We start from the raw sequence: 17,220 nt of genomic DNA, 5'->3' as shown, positions 1-17,220 counted from the left end.
GAGCCGTCCTGTGACAGCGCCGACCTCCCCCGCCCTCCGGGCGGACGACGCTACTTTGAAGACACTCCCTAGGCCCTGTCCGGTCGGCGGGCGCTCACCGGAAGGCCGGGCGCTCCGGGTCCAGTGCCGCCCGGCCCGCGAACGGGGAGGACGCCTCGGCGAAGTGCCTGCGCGGGATCCGGCCGGCCCGGTGCGCGAGCCGGCCCGCCTCGACCGCGTGCCGCATCGCCTCCGCCATCAGCACCGGCTCCTGGGCGCGGGTCACCGCGGAGGCCAGCATCACGGCCGCGCACCCCAGCTCCATGGCGAGCGCGGCGTCGGACGCGGTGCCCGCGCCGGCGTCCAGCACCACCGGTACGTTCGCGTGCTCCACGATCAGTTGGAAATTGTGCGGATTGCGGATGCCGAGCCCCGAGCCGATCGGTGAGCCCAGGGGCATGATCGCCGCGCAGCCCACGTCCTCCAGCTTCCGCGCCAGCACCGGATCGTCACTGGTGTACGGGAGGACCGTGAAACCGTCGTCCACCAGGGTCTCCGCCGCGTCCAGCAGCTCGATCGGGTCGGGCAGCAGGGTCCGCTCGTCCGCGACGACCTCCACCTTGATCCAGTCGGTGCCCAGGGCCTCCCGCGCCAGCCGGGCGGTGAGCACCGCCTCCCCGGCCGTGAAGCAGCCCGCCGTGTTGGGCAGGACGCGGATGCCGAGCCGCTTCAGGACGGAGAGCACCGAGCCCTGGACGCTCGGGTCGAGGCGGCGCATCGCGACGGTGGTGAGTTCGGTACCGCTGGCGACGAGGGCGCGCTCCAGCGCGTCGAGGCTCGCCGCACCCCCCGTACCCATGATCAATCGGGAGTCGAAGGAGGTGTCGCCGATGGTGAGCCGGTCGTCGGACATAGCGGTTCAGCCTCCCTGGACGGCGGTGAGGACTTCCACCCGGTCGCCGTCACCGAGCTGGGTGCCTGCCCACTGACTGCGCGGTACGACCGCCTCGTTGACGGCGGCGGCGACTCCGGACGGTGCGGTGGAGAGATCCGCGACCAGGCGGTCCAGGGTCGTTCCGGTGGCGAGTTCACGCCGTTCGCCGTTGACGGAGACCACCATGGGAAGAGTGTTCATACGGGCTGCTCCTGGGGGGCCTGGGAGAGGAGGTCTGGGGCGGCCGGCGAGCCTGCTGAGGCCGGTGTGACCGGTGTGACCGGAGCGAGGGGCGAGCCTGCCGCGACCGGGGCGAGGGGCGGGAAGCGGCGTGGGCTGAAGGGGCGGGCCTCCTCCGGCAAGGCGCCTTCGGTCAGCGCGGTCGCCATGGCGTCGCCGGTGACCGGGGTCAGCAGCACTCCGTTGCGATGGTGTCCGGTGGCCAGTTGCAGCCCCGGCAGGGCGGTCGGTCCGAGCAGCGGGGCGTTGTCGGGAGAGGCGGGGCGCAGCCCCGCGCGCGTCTCGGTCAGCGGGAGTTCGGTGATGCCCGGCACCAGTTCATGGGCGTCGCGCAGCAGCTCGTACACCCCGCCAGCGGTGACGGTGGTGTCCCAGCCCATCTCCTCGCTGGTCGCGCCGATGACCAGCTCGCCGTTCTCGCGCGGCACCAGATACACATGACCGCCGCGCACCACGGCGCGGACGGTCCGGGAGAGGAAGGGGGCGTACGCCGTGGGCACGGCCAGCCGCAGTACCTGGCCCTTCACCGGGCGCACCGGGGGCAGCACCTCATCGGGCACTCCGCCGAGCCGTCCGCTCAGACTGCCGCCCGCGAGCACCACCTGGTCCGCGCCGAGTGCGGTTCCGTCCGCGAGGACGGCTCCGACCGCCCGGCCGCGCGCGACCGACAGCCGTTCCACCCAGTCGCGGCGGAACGCCACCCCGGCCCGCTCGCAGGCCGTGACCAGGGCGGACGCCAGTCGTCTGGGGTCGACCTGGTGGTCACCGTCGACCCGTAGCCCGCCACGGACACCCGGGGCGAGCATCGGCTCCAGTCGGCGGCACTCCCGGCCCGTCAGCCACTCCGAGTCCAGTCCGCAGCGCTGGTGGAGGGCGTGGAGTTCGCGGAGATGGGCCCGGTCGTCGGCGTCGAGGGCGACGGCGAGGGTGCCACAGGCCCGATAGCCGACGCCCGCACCGCTCGTCTCCTCCAGTTCGGCGACGAAGTCGGCGTAGCGGCGGGCGGATTCGAGGCCGAGGGCGAGCAGGGTCTCCTCGCCGTAGTGCAGTTCGGTGACGGCCGCGAGCATTCCAGCGGCGACCTGCGCGGCCCCGCCGCCCGGTGCCGGATCGGCGACGGTGACGGTCAGTCCGCGCTGCGCCGCGCGCCAGGCCGTGACCAGACCGATGACACCACCGCCGATGACGAGCACGTCCGACGACCGACCGGTCGTGGTCGGCGGACCGGCGCCGGTGTCGGGCGGCCAGGGATCGGCCGGACGGGTTGTCCGGCGCGCCGTGGGGAGTGTCTCGGGGGTGCGCTTCTCGGGAATCGGCGGCATGGGCGGTCGGCCCCTCCCTTCGCCGGCATGACCCGGATCAGGTTCGTACGGTCGGAGGCCGTCCAGCCTCCCTCTCAGCCCGGTGCGTCCGGGCTCCCGCGAGTGTTTTACGGTGGCCACCCTAACCCCAGGCCCCACAGCGCGGTAAGGCGCGGTGGGAGCCGACGGGACTTCGGCGCAAGGGAGCAGTGCCATGGCAAGGTCACTCGACGGGCTCGTCCTCTCACCGGTGGCGGATCAGGCCCCGGGGCAGGTGGGTACCCTCACCCGTTTCCGGTACCACGAGCGGCACGGCCAGATCTGGGCCGAGTACGAGGGCGGCGATGTCGCCCGCGGTCATCTGGTGGGCACCCGGGCCGGCGACCGGCTGGACTTCCGCTACGTGCAGTTGAGGACGGACGGCAGCACCGCGTCGGGGCACTGTGTCTCGGTCGTGGTGGAACTGCCCGACGGCCGGCTGCGGCTGGAGGAGTCCTGGGAGTGGGAGTCCAGCGAGGGCAGCGGGACGAGTGTGGTCGAGGAGGTGCCCCGGGAGCCCGGTGACCCGTCCTGGTCGGGACTCTTTTCTGACGGTTCGTCAGATGCGTAAGGTGGGCATGTGAGCGAGCAGCGGAACGAGCAGCGGACGCGGCGCGTGGTCGTCGCCGGAGCGGGGATGGCCGGCGTGCAGACCGCCGTCGCCCTGCGCGAACAGGGCTTCACCGGTTCCATCACCCTGATCGGCGCCGAACCCCATCAGCCGTACGACCGGCCACCCCTCTCCAAGGCGATCCTCCTCGGTGCGGCCGAGGGGTCCGCCTTCGAGATCGACTTCGAGGCCCTCGATATCGACCTCCACCTCGGCCGTGAGGTGACCGGCGTACGCCCCGCGGAGCATCTGCTGGACACCGAGGCCGGGCCCGTCCCGTACGACACCCTCGTGATCGCCACCGGGGCGGAGCCGCTCCACCTCCCCGGCACCGGGACCGTCCCCGGCGTCCATCTGCTGCGCACCCTGGACGACGCCGCCCGGCTGCGGCCCGTCCTCGCCGAGCGGCACGACATCGTCGTCATCGGCGCGGGCTGGATCGGCGCCGAATTCGCGACGGCCGCCCGCGAGGCGGGCTGTGCCGTCACCGTCGTCGAGGCCGCCGACCGCCCCCTGGCCGGCGCGCTGCCCGCCGAGGTCACCGCCCCGATGGCCGATTGGTACGCGGCGCTCGGTGTCGAACTGATCACCCATGCGCGCGTGGCGGGCATCGAAGCGGGAGCCGTCCTGCTCGCCGGGGGGCGGCGGATCGCGGCGGACGCCGTCGTCGTCGGCATCGGCGCACGCCCCGCCACCGACTGGCTCGCGGGCTCGGGCATCGAGACCGATGCCGCGGGCGCCGTCGTCGCCGACGCGAGTCTGCGCACCTCGCGGCCCGATGTGTACGCCGTCGGCGACTGCGCGTCCTTCCCCTCCGCCCGCTACGGCCGGCGCCTGCTCGTGCACCACTGGGACAACGCCCTCCAGGGCCCTCGGACGATCGCCGCCAACGTGCTCGCCGAGGAGCGGGGCGAACCACCGCTGAGTTACGACCCGGTCCCGTACTTCTGGTCCGAGCAGTTCGGGCGGTTCGTCCAGTACGCCGGGGACCACGCGGACGCGGACACCACCCTGTGGCGCGGCGGCCCGGCGGACGACGCCTGGTCGGTGCTGTGGCTGCGGGACGGCGCCCTCGTCGCGCTGCTTGCCGTCGGCAGGCCCCGCGATCTGGCCCAGGGCCGCAAGCTCATCCTGTCGGGCGCGCGACTGGATCCGGGGCGGGCCGCCGATGCCTCGGTCCCCCTGAAGGCCGCGTCGGGCTGAGCCGTCCCGGAGCCGGTCAAACGCCTCTGACCAGGAATCCCGCCCCGATTCCGACCGTGGGGGACGCGCTGGACCGAGGGCCCGACTACCGACTGTCAGTCCCAGATGGCAGGCTTGTCCCGTGACCGAGATTGACGCAAAGATCGATGCACTCGTCCCCGACTGGCTCACCCTCCCCGATATCGCCGAAATGTTCGATGTCCAGGTGACGCGCGTCCGGCAGTTGGTGAAGGACGGCCAGCTCATCGCCGTGCGCCGGGGGGAGAACCGGGTGCTGATGGTTCCCGCCGCCTTCATCAGCGATGACCGGGTGGTCAAGGGCCTCGCCGGCACCTTGACGCTCCTGCGGGACGACGGCTTCTCCGACGCGGAGATGCTGGAGTGGCTCTTCACTCCCGACCCGAGCCTGCCGGGCACCCCCGCGCAGGCCCTCAGCGAGAACCGCGGCACGGAAGTGAAGCGCCGCGCCCAGGCGCTCGCTGTCTGACGCACCCGCTCGCCCGACCGACGCCCCCGGCGGGCGTCACCGACCCCGGAGTCCACCGGCGGACGGTGGCGCCGGCCGCGGCCGACTCAGCGCTGCGCGGGCGACGGGACCCTGTTCCCCCGCCCGCGCACCGTCGTACCCACAGGGGGGATTCACCATGTCCACGATCCGTGCGCGGTTGTCCGACGCCCGGCTCTATCTCTGCACGGACGCCCGCGACGCCCAGGGTGACCTCCCCGAGTTCCTGGACGCCGTCCTCGGCTCCGGGGTGGACATCGTGCAGTTGCGCGACAAGGGCATGGAGGCCGCCGATGAGCTGGACCGGCTCCGGATATTCGCCGACGCCTGCCGGCGCCACGGCGCCCTGCTCGCCGTGAATGACCGCGCGGACGTCGCCCACGCCATCGGCGCGGACGTGCTCCATCTGGGCCAGGGCGATCTGCCGGTGCCCGCCGCCCGCGCCATCCTCGGCGACGACGTCCTGGTCGGCCGCTCCACCCACGCCGAGTCCGAGGTGGCCACCGCCGCCGTCGCCCCCGGCGTCGACTACTTCTGTACGGGGCCCTGCTGGCCCACCCCCACCAAGCCCGGACGGCACGCCCCCGGGCTCGATCTGGTGCGGTACGCGGCTGCGCTGGGGACCGCCCGGCCCTGGTTCGCGATCGGCGGCATCGACGCGGCCAACCTCGACCAGGTGCTGGACGCGGGCGCGCGGCGGGTCGTCGTCGTCCGGGCGATCACCGAGGCCGATGATCCGGCCGCGGCGGCGGCCGACCTCGCCCGGCGGATCCGCGAGCGCGCCGAGTGACCCGTCCCGTCGGTGGCTGAGCGCGCCAGGCCCCCGGCCGGGGGTGACCGTCCCCGACGGCGGTGCCCCCGGCCGGTGACGTCCCCGATGAGGGGCCGGCGTTTCCGGGCGGCGGATGTGGTCCCGGCGGGAAGGTGATGTTCCGCACCGGACGCGAGGGCGTTCCCGGTTCCTGCGCCGGTGTCGGCCATCCGTTCGGGTCGCGGAATCGCGCCGCGGAACGCTGGGTTCCGAGGGCATCGTGCCTGGTCCCGGGGGTGTTCGGGCTGTCTGGTGGGGAGCGGGTGGGCCATGCCCCCGGCGGTCTCCCACCAGGTTTCGGCCACAGGTGTGGTGATCAAGCCGATTGCGGACAGTCCGTGTCCGATTGCTGGACTCCGGTTGGGTGACCCTCTGGCCACGATTAACCTGCCAGTATGGCCCTCGGAACAGCTTCGACCAGGACGGATCGCGCACGGACGGTGCGCGAGATGCTGGCGACAGGTAGAACGACCTACTCCTTCGAGTTCTGGGCGCCCAAGACCGAGAAGGGCGAGCGGAATCTCTGGAACGCCCTCCGCCGCGTCGAGGCGGTGGCCCCCAGCTTCGTCTCCGTGACCTACGGCGCCGGGGGATCGACCCGCGCGGGCACGGTCAGGGCCACCGAACAGATCGCCGCCGACACCACGCTCACCCCGGTCGCGCATCTCACCGCGGTCAACCACTCCATCGCCGAACTGCGCAATATGGTCGGCCAGTACGCGGACGCCGGTATCCGCAACATCCTCGCCGTCCGGGGCGACCCGCCGGGTGACCCCATGGCCGAGTGGGTCGAGCACCCCGAAGGCGTACGGTATGCGGCCGATCTCGTCCGACTGATCAAGGAGTCCGGGGACTTCTGCGTCGGGGTCGCCGCCTTCCCCGAGATGCATCCGCGTTCCGAGGACTGGGACACGGACATCCGGCACTTCGTCGACAAGTGCCGGGCCGGGGCCGACTACGCCATCACGCAGATGTTCTTCCGGCCCGAGGACTATCTGCGGCTGCGGGACCGGGTGGTGGCGGCGGGCTGTGACACCCCGATCATCCCGGAGATCATGCCGATCACCAGTGTCAAACAGCTCGAACGCTTTGCCCAGCTCAGCAACGCGGTCATCCCGTCGGAGTTGAAAGAGCGGATCCTCTCCGTCAAGGACGACCCCGCCGCTGTACGCTCCATGGGAATCGAGTTCGCGACGGAGTTCTGCGCGGAACTGCTCTCCGAGGATGTCCCCGGACTGCACTTCATCACGCTCAACAACTCGACCGCGACACTGGAGATCTACGAGAATCTCGGACTGCACGAGCAGTCGTGATCGGCCGTACCCGCCCTCAGCCGGGGCGGCGGCCGAAGGAGAGGGGCGGGCATGGGCTGGACGGTCCTCTATATCGCTTTCGGAGTCGTCGCGCTGTGGCTGCTGGGTGAGGTGCTGCTGCAGTACAAGGCGCGCCTGCAATGGCGCCTGCTCGCCTTCGGCGGCTTCCTGGGCGTCGTCCTCGGTGTGCTGATCCCTTCCGTGGTGGTGATCGCGATCGGTGCCATCGCCTTCGCGACCGGGCAGACCTATGTGACGCTCTCCTTCCGCCGGGGGTACGCCACCGGCTGGGCGATCGGCGGGCGCGCGGACGCCGACAGCGGTGCCGCCGAGGCCGGTGCCACCGAGGCCGGCGCCGCCCCCAGCGCGAGCCGTCGCCGCAAGGCGGGCGCCAAGAAGGCCGGGCGGGAACCCGCCCTGGAGGTCTCCGCCCTGGAGGAGAACGCTCCCGCGTACGACCCCGTCCCCGCTTACGACAACGCTCCCGCGTACGACACCGCCGCCTTCCCGGCGATGGATCCCCAGGCCCGGGAGACCGACGCCGATCCCGTCTACGCCCCGCTGCCGATGCCGGACGACACCGCCGGATACGGCGTCTACAGCGATACCGCCTATGACGCCCTGCACCAGGGACAGCACCCCGGCCCGGACCACGACCGCGAGCGGGTCCAGGCCGAGGGCGACCCGAACCACGTCGCCTACGACGGCCCGTACGACCCGTACTACGGCGACCGGCAGCCGGCCGGCCAGGACGGCGCGTACGACTACAACGACGGCCAGCAGTACGCGGCGTACTCCGACCCCTATGTCGGCGGCCACGGCCAGCAGTACGAGCCGTACGGCGGATACGACAACACCACCGACCGCGACGGCCACGACAGCTTCGGAAATCAGCAGCAGTACAACCCGGATCCGTACTACGCGCAGCAGCCGTACACCGACACACCGCCCGGCGGTGTCTGGGTGCCGCAGCAGCGGGACGACGAGCGGCCCCCGGACCCCGCCGCCGAACAGCCACCGTACGGCTACGACACCGGCTACAACGAACAGCAGCACTACCGCTACTGACACCCCCGGCCCCGCCACGCCCCGCACCGGGCGGCGGGGCCGCCCCATGTCCCGGGGCGCTCGTGGCGGAGGCCCCGCACCGCACGGGCGGCCCCAGACGGGGGCCTCACCGCGAGCCGCGGAACTCCGCCCCCTCCACAATCAGACCCGCCACCAGCGCACCCGACATCCCCACCTGGGCCAGCCCGCCGCCGGGGTGCGCGTGGGCACCCACCAGGAAGAGCCCCGGCAGCCGGGTGCTGTTGGCCGGATGGAGCTGCCGGCCACCGGCACCGGCCAGTGCGGGTGCGGTGAGGGGTCCCGTCTCCGCCGGCGTCAGGATCTCGCGCCGGAGTAGACGCTCCCGTATCCCTTCCGCGCCGCCGACCGCCGCGCCCGCGGCGGCTATCAGGGTCTCCGCGCAGCGTTCGCGCAACACCGGGTCGGTCCAGTCGAGCGGACCGCCGTGGCCCGCGACCGTCGCCGACAGGGTGATCGCCTCATGCTCATCGTCGGGCCGGGTCCGGGGGTCGTCCGGCCGCAGCACGGTGACGGTGGGACGCTCGGCGATCCGACCGCCGAAGACATCGGCCGCCTCCGCCCCGGCATCGGGGGAGTGCACGACGGTCCGGTGGACGGTGGACGGCCGCCGTCCGCGCAGCGCCAGTAGCACGGTGAACCTGCCGGGCGACGGCCCGCCGCCGGGGGGCCGCTGGGGCGGTACCTCCCCGTCCCGCCACAGCTCACCGGTGATCAGCGGTCCGGCCGCCACACCCGCCACCACATGGTCGGCCTCGACCACCTCACCCCCGGCCAACTCCACGCCCGCGGCCCGGCCGTCCTTCTCCACGACCGCCGTCACCTCGGACCCGAAGGAGAACTCCACCCTCCGGGCCAGACAGCGTTCGTACACCGCGCGGGCCAGCTCCCGCATCCCGCCGGTGACATACCAACTGCCGAAGGTCTGCTCCATGTACGGCAGCAGGGCCGCGCTCGCCGGGGCGTGCCGGGGGTCCAGGCCGTACCCCAGGGCGTAGCCCGCGAGGAGGGCCGAGAGTCGGGGGTCGGCCAGCTCCCACTGCCCGACCTCCGCGATCGTGGCCGCCTGTCGGGAACGCAGCAGTCTGCGCTGTCGCGGTGCCGGATAGGGATCGCGCTCCAGGATCCGCCAGTCGGGCCGGAGCGGCTCCTCCAGCAGCGGCCGGCGCGAACGGTCCCAGGCGTCCCTGGCGCGGCCCAGGAAATCGCCCCAGCGCTCCCCCGCCCCCGCGCCCAGCGACGCCTCCAGCGCGGAGACCACGCCCGCCCGGGAGGCGTTGGGCAGTGACACCTCGGTGCCGTCGGCGAAGAGATGCCGGCTCGCGGGGTCCACCTGGACCAGCTCGACACACCGCTCCAGCGGCTCCTTGCCCGTCTTCACGAACAGGTCGCGCCACACGGCGGGCAGATGCAGCAGACCGGGGCCCGTGTCGAAGACGAAGCCCTCGCGCTCCACCGAGCCCACCGCGCCGCCGTACGTCGCCGAGCGCTCGTAGACCACCACCCGGTGGCCTGCCACGGCGAGCCGGGCAGCCGCCGCCATGGCGCCCATCCCGGCGCCGATCACCGCAATCCGTGCCATGTCGAGGACTCTACCGAGCCCCACTGACAATCCCCCGGGCAGGCCGCTGGCCAGGCGTTCTCTACGGGAAAGACCCAGAAGACCCAGAAGATCCGGTGGACCCCGGCGGCGGGCCCGCCGCCAGCCGTCTCTCCTCCCGGCGCTGTGCCCTGCGCCGCAGGAACCGGCGGATCCGGGAGGCGAGCAGGGCCAGTACCACGATGCCCAACACCAGCAGGGTTCCGGCGATGATCGCGGCCGGCAGCGGGTGGAAGATCGCGAAGGTGAGGATCCCGGCGACGCCCAGACCTCCGCCACACTCGCCGCGACATTGCTGAACGGCTCCGGGGAGGTGTTGATCGCCATCCGGGTGCCGGCCTTGACGGCATGGCTGGCCAGCGCGGTCGAACCGCCCACCGCGCCCGCCGCGATCTCCGGGAGTGAACCGCTCTGACCGGCCAGCAGCGCCGCCACCACCGCGCCCGTCACGGGACGGATCACGGTGTGCACCGAGTCCCACACCGAGTCGACGTACGGGATCTTGTCCGCCACCGCCTCACAGAGGAAGAGCACACCGGCGACGATCAGGACGTCCGTCCGCTGGAGCGCCTCGGGGACGTCGTCGGTGAGCCCGGTGGCCCCGAACAGGCCCAGCAGCAGGACCACCGCGTAGGCGTTGATGCCGCTGGCCCAACCGCTGGTGAAGACAAGAGGGAGTACGGACACGGGGGCGATCGTAACCAGTGGCGGCACCCCCGCGCTGGTGTCGAACGCGGAGTGCTGAGTACGGATACCTAGTGAGCGAGTTGAGTACCCGGGCGGATGGGTTCTCACCCGCGGAGACGGAAGAGTGGGCACCACGGAGGGGGACGCGGCACCGGCACCGCCGACACGGGGCGGCGGAACGGCGTGGCTCCCCCGACGGAACGAGGGTGCGAGACGGAGGGCCGCTGTGATCGGGCCCTCCGGCACCCACGGGGGAAGTACGGGGGACACGGTGAGGTCGCCGTTCCGGTGGGACTCGGGGGGATCGAGTCGTGCCGGACGGCGCCTCGTCCGTATGTCCGGCCGGCCCCGCGTAAACCCTCCGCCGCTGCCTCCGGTCACCGTGTGCGTGGCTGGCCCATCGCCCCCGGAGGGGTTCAGCGACCGCTCACCCTCCCGTGCAGCAGCCGCGACAGCGCCGCGTGCACATCGTCGAGCGACCGCTCCCGCTGGAACGACTGCCAGTCCAGCGCCGCCACCAGCACCATCCCGACCAGCGCCGCCGCCGTGAGCGGCCCGTCGATCTCCTCGCTCAGCTCGCCGTTCTCGACGGCCTCCCGCAGCACCGTCTCGACCACGGCCACCGCCTGCTGACGCACCACCAGAAGGGTCGACTGCCAGGCCCGGTTGGTGCGCCACAGTTCGGCCACGTAGAGCTGGGTGAAGGCGGGATAGCGGTCGATGAAGACCAGACCGGCCCGGATCATCGCGTCCAGCGCCTCGACCTTGGTGCCGCCGCGCGCCGCCGTCTCGTCGGCGGCGGTCTGGAGCGACACGGTCAGCAGGCCCACGCCGTACCGCAGCAGCTCCTCGAACAGCTCGGTCTTGCTCTTGAAGTTGTAGTAGACCGTGCCCTTGGCGACCCCGGCGCGCTCGGCGATCTCATCCACCGTGGTGGCGGAGAAACCCTGCTCGGCTATGAGAGTCACCGCCGCCTCGTAGAGCTTCGCCCGGGTCGCCCGGCGTCTGGTGCTGCTGCTGTCCGTCGCGTCCATGGTGCCGATTCTCACAGGTCCTACGGGATTCACCGGTCTCCTTCACGCTGGTCGAACGCTGCCCGGGGGGTCACAGCGTCAGCTCGGGGTGGAGCCGGTCCAGCGTCCACACCTGCTTGCGGCGCGCCGTGAGCGCGGTGAGCGCGAGGGCGGCGACGGTGAAGGCGAGCAGGACGAGGCTCCCCTGCCAGACCGGTTCGAGCGGGCCGCCGGTGATGAGTCTGCGCAGCGCCTCCACCACGTAACTCATCGGGAGGAACGGGTGGATCGCGTTGAAGAAGCCGGGGCTGGTCTGGACCGGGTAGGTGCCGCCCGCCGAGGTGAGCTGGAGCATCAGCACGGCCAGCACGAGAATCCGGCCGGCCGCTCCGAAGCGGGCGTTCAGCCATTGGATGATCGCGGCGAAGCAGCAGATGACGAGTGCGAGGAAGCCGACCGTGCCGGCCGCGTGCGTCATCTGGAGCCCGAGCGACCAGTGCAGAACCGCCATCAGCGCGCCGACCTGCACCAGACCGATGGCCACCACCGGCAGCCAGCCCGCCAACGCGATCCGCCAGGCGGACGCGCCGGTCGCGAGGGCGCGCCGGTTGAGCGGCTGAATGATCATGTACGCGACCATGGCGCCGACCCAGAGGGAGAGCGGGATGAAGTAGGGCGCGAATCCGGTGCCGTAGTTGGGCGCCTGGTGCAGGGACTGGCTGGCCAGCTTCACCGGATCGGCCATCACCTCCGTCCGCCGGTCGCGGTCCTTCTCGTCGTAGTCGGGGATCTTCGCCACCCCGTCGTGGAGCCCCCCGGCCAGCTCGGCCGAGCCGTCGGTGAGCTTGAACAGCCCGCCGTCCAGGTTCCCGGCGCCCTTGCGCAGCTCGCCGACACCGCTGTCGATCTCCTGGGAGCCCGAGGCGGCGCCGGTCAGTCCGGTGTGCAGCTCGGCGGCGCCCCGGGCGACGTTCCGCGCGCCTGTGTTGAGCGCGTCGATCCGGCCGACGGCGGATTCAAGACGCTCCTTCAGTCGCGGCGAACCGTCGGCCAGGTCGTCCGCCTTCTTCTCCAGATCGATGAGTCGGGCGTCCAGATTCCGCAGTGCGCCCTTGTTCTCCCCGACCAATGCGCTCACCCGGCCGGCCGCTTCGGCGGCGTCGTCCGCGGCCGTCGTGGCGCGCTTCAGCGCCGGACAGGCGGTGGCGTCGGGGTCCGCCGCGTCCTCGCACAATTCGCGGTGGACGCCGGCCAGTGTCTCGGCCGACTTCTCGGCGCGGGCCGCCGCCGCGGGGGCCGAGGCCGCCATGGCGTCGAGATCGCCCCGTATTGCCCGGGTCGCGTCGGCGGTGAGCCGGGCCACGGCGCCGAGCGACTTCCCGTCGTCCCGGAGGTAGGGGCGGAGGTCGGCGGCGACCCCGTCGATCTTGGCGGCGAGCGTCCGGGTGCCGTCCGCGACCTTCCGGGAGCCGGTTTCGAGCGCGTCCGCGCCCCGGGTCAGCTCGGACAGCCCCCCGGCCAGTCTGCCGGTGTTGTCCTTGGCGTTCTTGAGGCCGTCGGCGAGGTCCTTGGAGCCCTTCTTGGCCTCTCCGATACCGCCCTTCAGCTCGTCCGCGCCCTTCGCGGCCCGCTGGGTCGCGTCGTGGATGTCCGAGAACGAGATGAAGATGCGGTCCAGGAACGAGCGGGACGCCTTCGTGGACGCGGCCGTCCGGACCTCGGAGAACACCGTCCGGGAGATCTGCCCGACGATGTAGTTGTTGGCGTCGTTCGTACGGACCTGGAGGGCGCCGGTCTCCGGCGCGTCGCCCGAACCGGACGCCACCCGCCGGCTGAGGTCCTCCGGCATGGTCAGCGACAGGTAGTACCTGCCGTCCTCGACGCCGTCGCGGGCCTCGGCCGCGCTCACCTCGTGCCAGCTGAAGACCTCGCTGTCCAGGAGGTTCTTGGTGATCTCCGCGCCGGCCGCGACCTTCTCGCCGTCGGCGGTCGCCCCCTTGTCCTCGTTGACGAGGGCGACGGGGATGCGGTCGAGCTGTTTGTACGGGTCCCAGAACGACCACAGGTACAGCGCGCCGTACAGCAGCGGCAGCAGCACGATGGCGACGATCGCCGCGCGCGGGAGCCTGCCCCTGCCGAAACGCTTCAGCTCAAGCGCGGCCAGTCTCGGCGAACGCATCGGCCGTCCCCTCCTCGTCGGTGCCCGCGGGGTCGGCGTCGGTGGTGCCGGTGAAGTCCGCTGTGTCTGTGTTCGTAGCCATGGGCGCTCCAGCGCCTGTGACCGGGCCGGTTCCGCTGAGGTCCGCGGTACGGACGACCGTCGCCTCGCCGGGCGCCCGGCTGCACACGGCCAGCACGGTGGTGCCCGAGTCCGCGACGGACCGCAGCAGCCGCCACGCCTCCGCGCGGTCGGCGTCGGGCAGCTTCAGATCGGTGTCGTCCACCGCGAGCAGCCGGGGCCGGCCGATGAGGGCGAGGGCGACCGACAGCCGCAGCGCCTCCAGCCGCTCCAGATCCCGTACGGGGGTGCGCCCCTCCTTGGCGAGCGAGGCGGTCTCCAGACCGGCCGTCTCCAGCGCGTCCGCGACCCGGCGCCGCGCCTCTGCGGCGCGGACGGCGCGCGGGCGCAGCAGCTTCCGCGCCGAGCCGTCGAAACGCCGCTGCAACAGGGCTCGCTCCCGTAGGTGCTCGTCGACGGTGAGCGCCGGATCCAGCTCACTCACGGCCGGTACGGGGCCGAGCGCGCTGATCCGGCGTACGGCGGACATCCCGCGCGGCAGCGCCAGCCCGCCCACCTCGGCACGTCCCTCGGTGGTGCGCATCCGGCCGGTGAGCGCGAGCAGCAGACAGGTGCGCCCCGACCCCGAGGGTCCCTCGACGGCGATGAGCGAGCCGGGCCCGGCCTCGATGTCCACCGGGCTGAAGGCCCAGCCGCGCGGCCCCTTGAGTCCGAAGCCCTCGGCGACGACGGCCGCCCCATGCGGACTGTCCACGCACCCTCCCCTTTTTGCACTGACCAGTCAGTGCAAAAACTATCCAGAGTCGATGCGTTGAGGCAAAAGCGCAGTTCGGAGGGTGATTGCCAGGCCGATTGTCAGTGAATGACGGTCACTGTCAGTGAATGTCAGTGGGGTGCCTCACGATGGACACATACGGCCACAGGGCCGTCACACGACGACAGGAGGTTCGTCATGGCCGACTCCCGCCCGGCAGCCGCCCACCGGCGCCGCGCCACCGGCCCTGTCCCCTCACTGACCGGGCCCGCGAGCGATGTGCACCCCGTCCCACGGCGCGCCTCGGCGCCACCCGCCGCCCTCGACCTGCTCGCCCAGGCCCGCTCCGGGCTCGATGAGGCCGCCAGCCTCGAAATCCCCAACGACCGGTACGCCATCGCCCATCTCGCCGCCCTGCGCACCGCCGCGGCCGTCCTCGCCGCCCGCGGATATCCGGACACCCCGCCATCCGGCCGTCGAGGATCGGGCACCCCGGCGCGGCGCGGGCGCCGGGCGGGCATCCGCAGCGCCTGGGAGCTGCTGCCCGAGACCGCGCCCGAACTCGCTGAGTGGAGCGCCCTCTTCGCCGCGGGTGCCCAGCGCAGGGAGCGCGCCCAGGCCGGCATACCGGGCGCGGCGAGCAGCCGCGACGCCGAGGACCTGCTGCGGCACGCCGCGATGTTCCTGCGCCTGGTGGAGCGGATGCTGGTGCTTCAGCCGGCGTTGCCACGGCCGCGCGCGGAGCCGTCGGAGGCGGGCGACGCCGTGGGATGAGACGGGGCGTCGGGGCGCCCGGCACAGGCAATAAGGTGGGTGATGTTCTTCCGCCGCATGACCGGGTCCCTCGGGTCGACACCCTGAAGTCCCTGGTCATCGCCCACCGTCGACGACCCTGGTCATCGCCCACCGTCCGAGGAGTCAACCGCCGTGCCGGACCCGTCCCCCCGTGGGGAGACCCCACCGCGCCCGCCCCGCGCCTCCGTCCGTACATCCGTGGTGTGGGAGGTCCTCAGTGACGCCCTCGACCGCCGGGTCAAGGCCGCCGGGACGGACGCCCTGGACGTTCTCGACACCGGGGGCGGCAGCGGCTCCTTCGCGGTGCCCGTCGCCCAGCTCGGCCACCGGGTCACCGTGGTCGACCCCAGCCCGAACGCCCTCTTCGCGCTGGAGCGCCGGGCCGCCGAGGCCGGCGTCGCCGACCGCGTCCGGGGGGTCCAGGGCGATGTCCACGGCCTCTTCGACGTCGTCGAGCGCGAGGCGTACGACGCGGTGCTCTGCCACGGCGTCCTGGAGTACGTGGACGACCCCACCGAGGGCGTACGGAACGCGGCCGCCGCGCTCCGCCCCTCGGGCGCCCTGAGCCTGCTCGTGGCCGGGCTCGGCGGCGCCGTCCTGGCACGGGCGCTCGCCGGGCACTTCACCGAGGCCCGGCAGGCCCTCACCGACCCCGCGGGCCGCTGGGGCGACGGCGACCCGGTGCCCCGGCGCTTCACCGCCGATCAGCTCACCGAGCTGGTGCGGGAGGCCGGGGTGGCGGTCGGCGCGGTCCACGGCGTACGGGTCTTCGCCGACCTGGTCCCGGGTGTTCTGGTGGACACCGAGCCGGGTGCGCTGGAGGCGCTCCTCAAGCTGGAGGCCGCCGCCGCCGAGCTGCCGGCCTTCCATTCCGTCGCCACCCAGCTCCACGTACTGGGCGAGAAGCAGGGCTGATCAGCGACGCAGCGGCAGATGGAGTAGGCCACACACCCCCCGATCGTGTCGTTCGCCCCGTATGATCGAGGGACACCATCCGGCATGACGGATCGGAGGTTGGGGAATCTACGCCTCAGCAGCCAAGCCGCCGTGGCGGCCCAAACTGGCGATTTGGCGTAGAGGGCGGGTTTCACGGGGGCGATTCCCTGCCTATCCTGAAAGGGCCGCAAACGGTCGCCCCCCGCGGCCGACGACTAGGAGGACTCCGTGCCGCTCTCGGAGCACGAGCAGCGAATGCTCGAGCAGATGGAGCGAGCGCTGTACGCCGAAGATCCCAAGTTCGCTACAGCGCTTGAGGGAAGCGGGCTGCGTACGTACACCCGGCGACGGGTCTACCAAGCGGTCTTCGGCTTCCTGCTGGGTATCGCGCTCCTCATGGCCGGAATGGTCGCGCAGCAGATCTGGATCAGCGTGGTGGGATTCCTCGTCATGCTGGGCTGTGCGGTCCTGGCCGTCACCGGATGGCGCAAAGCGCCCAAGCCGGGTGAGCAGCAGACTCTGGGGGACGCCGCCGCAGGTGGTCGTCGTCAGCCCCGGCAGTCACGTCAGCGCAGGTCGATGATGGACCGGATCGAGCAGCGGTGGCAGCGCCGCCGCGACGAACAGGGCCACTGACCCACCGACGCCCCTCGCCGGCCCGGATGACCGGGCCGGCTCTGTGGCGTACGGACCTGGCGTACGGTCCACTTCTGGCGCCGCTTTCCGGGTGTGTATCCGCGAAGGCGTGGCCTCCTGGCCGCTGGTGCAGCCGTGCCGCGCGTGTCGCGGGCTCCCTTCGGTCTCCGGCCGCCCACGCCCGTCGGAGCCCGCGGTGTCGCCCGAGCCCAGCCGGCGTACCGGGGCACCCCGGCCCGCCGCACATACGACCGCTGACAGCACGGACCGTCCGGTACGGACCACCGGCCCCCCGGTCCGACGCGCCGCACGGCCCCCTTGCGCACCCGGCCCCTGGCGTCCCGGACACCGTGCGCGGACCGCTCGTGTCTCCCCGTGGCTCGCCCGTGTCTCCCCGACACCGTCCCGGGACCTCCCGCTGTCCGGCAGCCCCTGAGCCCGCTGTCCGCCCGCTGTCCGGTGCTGTGTCCGGCCCTCCGGCAGGCGCAGGCTCCCTGCCGGGTCCTCCGCCTGGGGGCCCACATCCGTCCCGCAACGAG

16 protein-coding genes, 1 pseudogene and 1 riboswitch are annotated in these 17,220 nt (G+C 72.5%); of the genes and pseudogenes, 9 read left to right on the top strand and 8 right to left on the bottom strand.

The window, feature by feature from the left end; all coding sequences use genetic code 11:
- Positions 1 to 94 precede the first annotated feature (94 nt).
- The 3 genes from ACH4S7_RS01635 to thiO form a co-directional block, all read right to left on the bottom strand.
- Positions 95 to 892, bottom strand: a complete 798-nt coding sequence (locus ACH4S7_RS01635; RefSeq protein WP_398519030.1) for a thiazole synthase — start codon at positions 890 to 892, stop codon at positions 95 to 97.
- 6 nt (positions 893 to 898) lie between these two features.
- Positions 899 to 1,114: a sulfur carrier protein ThiS gene (gene thiS / locus ACH4S7_RS01630; RefSeq protein ID WP_398519029.1), complete on the bottom strand. Its 216-nt coding sequence runs from the start codon at positions 1,112 to 1,114 to the stop codon at positions 899 to 901.
- A complete protein-coding gene (gene thiO / locus ACH4S7_RS01625) occupies positions 1,111 to 2,475 on the bottom strand; it encodes a glycine oxidase ThiO (RefSeq protein ID WP_398519028.1) in 1,365 nt (454 codons plus the stop codon). Before thiO ends, thiS begins: the two co-directional genes overlap by 4 nt.
- Positions 2,473 to 2,585: riboswitch (TPP riboswitch) on the bottom strand. It overlaps the preceding gene by 3 nt.
- 83 nt (positions 2,586 to 2,668) lie before the next feature.
- Between thiO and ACH4S7_RS01620 the strand changes: the two genes are divergently transcribed.
- The 6 genes from ACH4S7_RS01620 to ACH4S7_RS01595 all read left to right on the top strand — a co-directional run bounded on the left by ACH4S7_RS01620 (position 2,669) and on the right by ACH4S7_RS01595 (position 8,003).
- Complete coding sequence (locus ACH4S7_RS01620; RefSeq protein ID WP_398519027.1) at positions 2,669 to 3,064, top strand: hypothetical protein; 396 nt, start codon at positions 2,669 to 2,671, stop codon at positions 3,062 to 3,064.
- 9 nt (positions 3,065 to 3,073) lie between these two features.
- Entirely contained in the window at positions 3,074 to 4,306 is a 1,233-nt protein-coding gene (locus tag ACH4S7_RS01615) for an NAD(P)/FAD-dependent oxidoreductase (protein WP_398519026.1), read from the top strand.
- A 121-nt stretch (positions 4,307 to 4,427) separates the two neighbouring features.
- The gene (locus ACH4S7_RS01610) at positions 4,428 to 4,793 is read left to right on the top strand and encodes an Rv2175c family DNA-binding protein (RefSeq protein WP_398519025.1); all 366 of its coding nucleotides are present in this window, start codon (positions 4,428 to 4,430) and stop codon (positions 4,791 to 4,793) included.
- Positions 4,794 to 4,950: 157 nt separating this feature from the next.
- The gene (gene thiE / locus ACH4S7_RS01605) at positions 4,951 to 5,601 is read left to right on the top strand and encodes a thiamine phosphate synthase (RefSeq protein WP_398519024.1); all 651 of its coding nucleotides are present in this window, start codon (positions 4,951 to 4,953) and stop codon (positions 5,599 to 5,601) included.
- A 416-nt stretch (positions 5,602 to 6,017) separates the two neighbouring features.
- Positions 6,018 to 6,935 carry a methylenetetrahydrofolate reductase [NAD(P)H] gene (gene metF, locus ACH4S7_RS01600; protein ID WP_398519023.1) on the top strand — a complete coding sequence of 306 codons (918 nt, stop codon included), beginning with the start codon at positions 6,018 to 6,020 and terminating at the stop codon, positions 6,933 to 6,935.
- Positions 6,936 to 6,986: 51 nt separating this feature from the next.
- Positions 6,987 to 8,003, top strand: a complete 1,017-nt coding sequence (locus ACH4S7_RS01595) for a hypothetical protein (RefSeq protein ID WP_398519022.1) — start codon at positions 6,987 to 6,989, stop codon at positions 8,001 to 8,003.
- A 106-nt stretch (positions 8,004 to 8,109) separates the two neighbouring features.
- Here the strand turns inward: ACH4S7_RS01595 and ACH4S7_RS01590 are convergent, their stop codons facing one another.
- From ACH4S7_RS01590 to ACH4S7_RS01570, 5 genes and pseudogenes are all read right to left on the bottom strand, one after another.
- A complete protein-coding gene (locus ACH4S7_RS01590) occupies positions 8,110 to 9,588 on the bottom strand; it encodes a phytoene desaturase family protein (protein WP_398519991.1) in 1,479 nt (492 codons plus the stop codon).
- 76 nt (positions 9,589 to 9,664) lie between these two features.
- Positions 9,665 to 10,308: pseudogene (locus tag ACH4S7_RS01585) on the bottom strand (DUF4126 domain-containing protein).
- Between the two features lie 416 nt (positions 10,309 to 10,724).
- On the bottom strand, positions 10,725 to 11,342 hold the full coding sequence (locus ACH4S7_RS01580; protein WP_398519021.1) for a TetR/AcrR family transcriptional regulator: 618 nt from the start codon (positions 11,340 to 11,342) through the stop codon (positions 10,725 to 10,727).
- A 70-nt stretch (positions 11,343 to 11,412) separates the two neighbouring features.
- Positions 11,413 to 13,500, bottom strand: coding sequence for a YhgE/Pip family protein (locus ACH4S7_RS01575; RefSeq protein WP_398519020.1), 2,088 nt, complete (start codon positions 13,498 to 13,500; stop codon positions 11,413 to 11,415).
- Positions 13,472 to 14,314: an ATP-binding cassette domain-containing protein gene (locus ACH4S7_RS01570; RefSeq protein WP_398519019.1), complete on the bottom strand. Its 843-nt coding sequence runs from the start codon at positions 14,312 to 14,314 to the stop codon at positions 13,472 to 13,474. The genes ACH4S7_RS01575 and ACH4S7_RS01570 overlap by 29 nt, the downstream gene beginning before the upstream one ends.
- A gap of 198 nt (positions 14,315 to 14,512) precedes the next feature.
- On the opposite strand from ACH4S7_RS01570, the gene ACH4S7_RS01565 reads away from it, so the two are divergent.
- From ACH4S7_RS01565 to ACH4S7_RS01555, 3 genes are all read left to right on the top strand, one after another.
- Positions 14,513 to 15,088, top strand: a complete 576-nt coding sequence (locus tag ACH4S7_RS01565; protein ID WP_398519018.1) for an SAV_6107 family HEPN domain-containing protein — start codon at positions 14,513 to 14,515, stop codon at positions 15,086 to 15,088.
- 153 nt (positions 15,089 to 15,241) lie between these two features.
- On the top strand, positions 15,242 to 16,024 hold the full coding sequence (locus tag ACH4S7_RS01560) for a class I SAM-dependent methyltransferase (protein ID WP_398519017.1): 783 nt from the start codon (positions 15,242 to 15,244) through the stop codon (positions 16,022 to 16,024).
- Between the two features lie 249 nt (positions 16,025 to 16,273).
- The gene (locus tag ACH4S7_RS01555) at positions 16,274 to 16,681 is read left to right on the top strand and encodes a DUF3040 domain-containing protein (protein WP_398519016.1); all 408 of its coding nucleotides are present in this window, start codon (positions 16,274 to 16,276) and stop codon (positions 16,679 to 16,681) included.
- The last annotated feature ends 539 nt before the right edge of the window (positions 16,682 to 17,220 follow it).

This window comes from Streptomyces sp. NPDC020965, assembly GCF_044333555.1.
Classification (GTDB): domain Bacteria; phylum Actinomycetota; class Actinomycetes; order Streptomycetales; family Streptomycetaceae; genus Streptomyces.
This window is presented reverse-complemented; position numbering and strand designations above follow the sequence as displayed.

Bases quoted from the DNA above. Each gene is read 5' to 3' on its own strand.
- ACH4S7_RS01635 (WP_398519030.1), bottom strand. From the start codon at position 892: ATGTCCGACGACCGGCTCACCATCGGCGACACCTCCTTCGACTCCCGA.
- thiS (WP_398519029.1), bottom strand. From the start codon at position 1,114: ATGAACACTCTTCCCATGGTGGTCTCCGTCAACGGCGAACGGCGTGAA.
- thiO (WP_398519028.1), bottom strand. From the start codon at position 2,475: ATGCCGCCGATTCCCGAGAAGCGCACCCCCGAGACACTCCCCACGGCG.
- ACH4S7_RS01620 (WP_398519027.1), top strand. From the start codon at position 2,669: ATGGCAAGGTCACTCGACGGGCTCGTCCTCTCACCGGTGGCGGATCAG.
- thiE (WP_398519024.1), top strand. From the start codon at position 4,951: ATGTCCACGATCCGTGCGCGGTTGTCCGACGCCCGGCTCTATCTCTGC.
- metF (WP_398519023.1), top strand. From the start codon at position 6,018: ATGGCCCTCGGAACAGCTTCGACCAGGACGGATCGCGCACGGACGGTG.
- ACH4S7_RS01595 (WP_398519022.1), top strand. From the start codon at position 6,987: ATGGGCTGGACGGTCCTCTATATCGCTTTCGGAGTCGTCGCGCTGTGG.
- ACH4S7_RS01580 (WP_398519021.1), bottom strand. From the start codon at position 11,342: ATGGACGCGACGGACAGCAGCAGCACCAGACGCCGGGCGACCCGGGCG.
- ACH4S7_RS01575 (WP_398519020.1), bottom strand. From the start codon at position 13,500: ATGCGTTCGCCGAGACTGGCCGCGCTTGAGCTGAAGCGTTTCGGCAGG.
- ACH4S7_RS01565 (WP_398519018.1), top strand. From the start codon at position 14,513: ATGGCCGACTCCCGCCCGGCAGCCGCCCACCGGCGCCGCGCCACCGGC.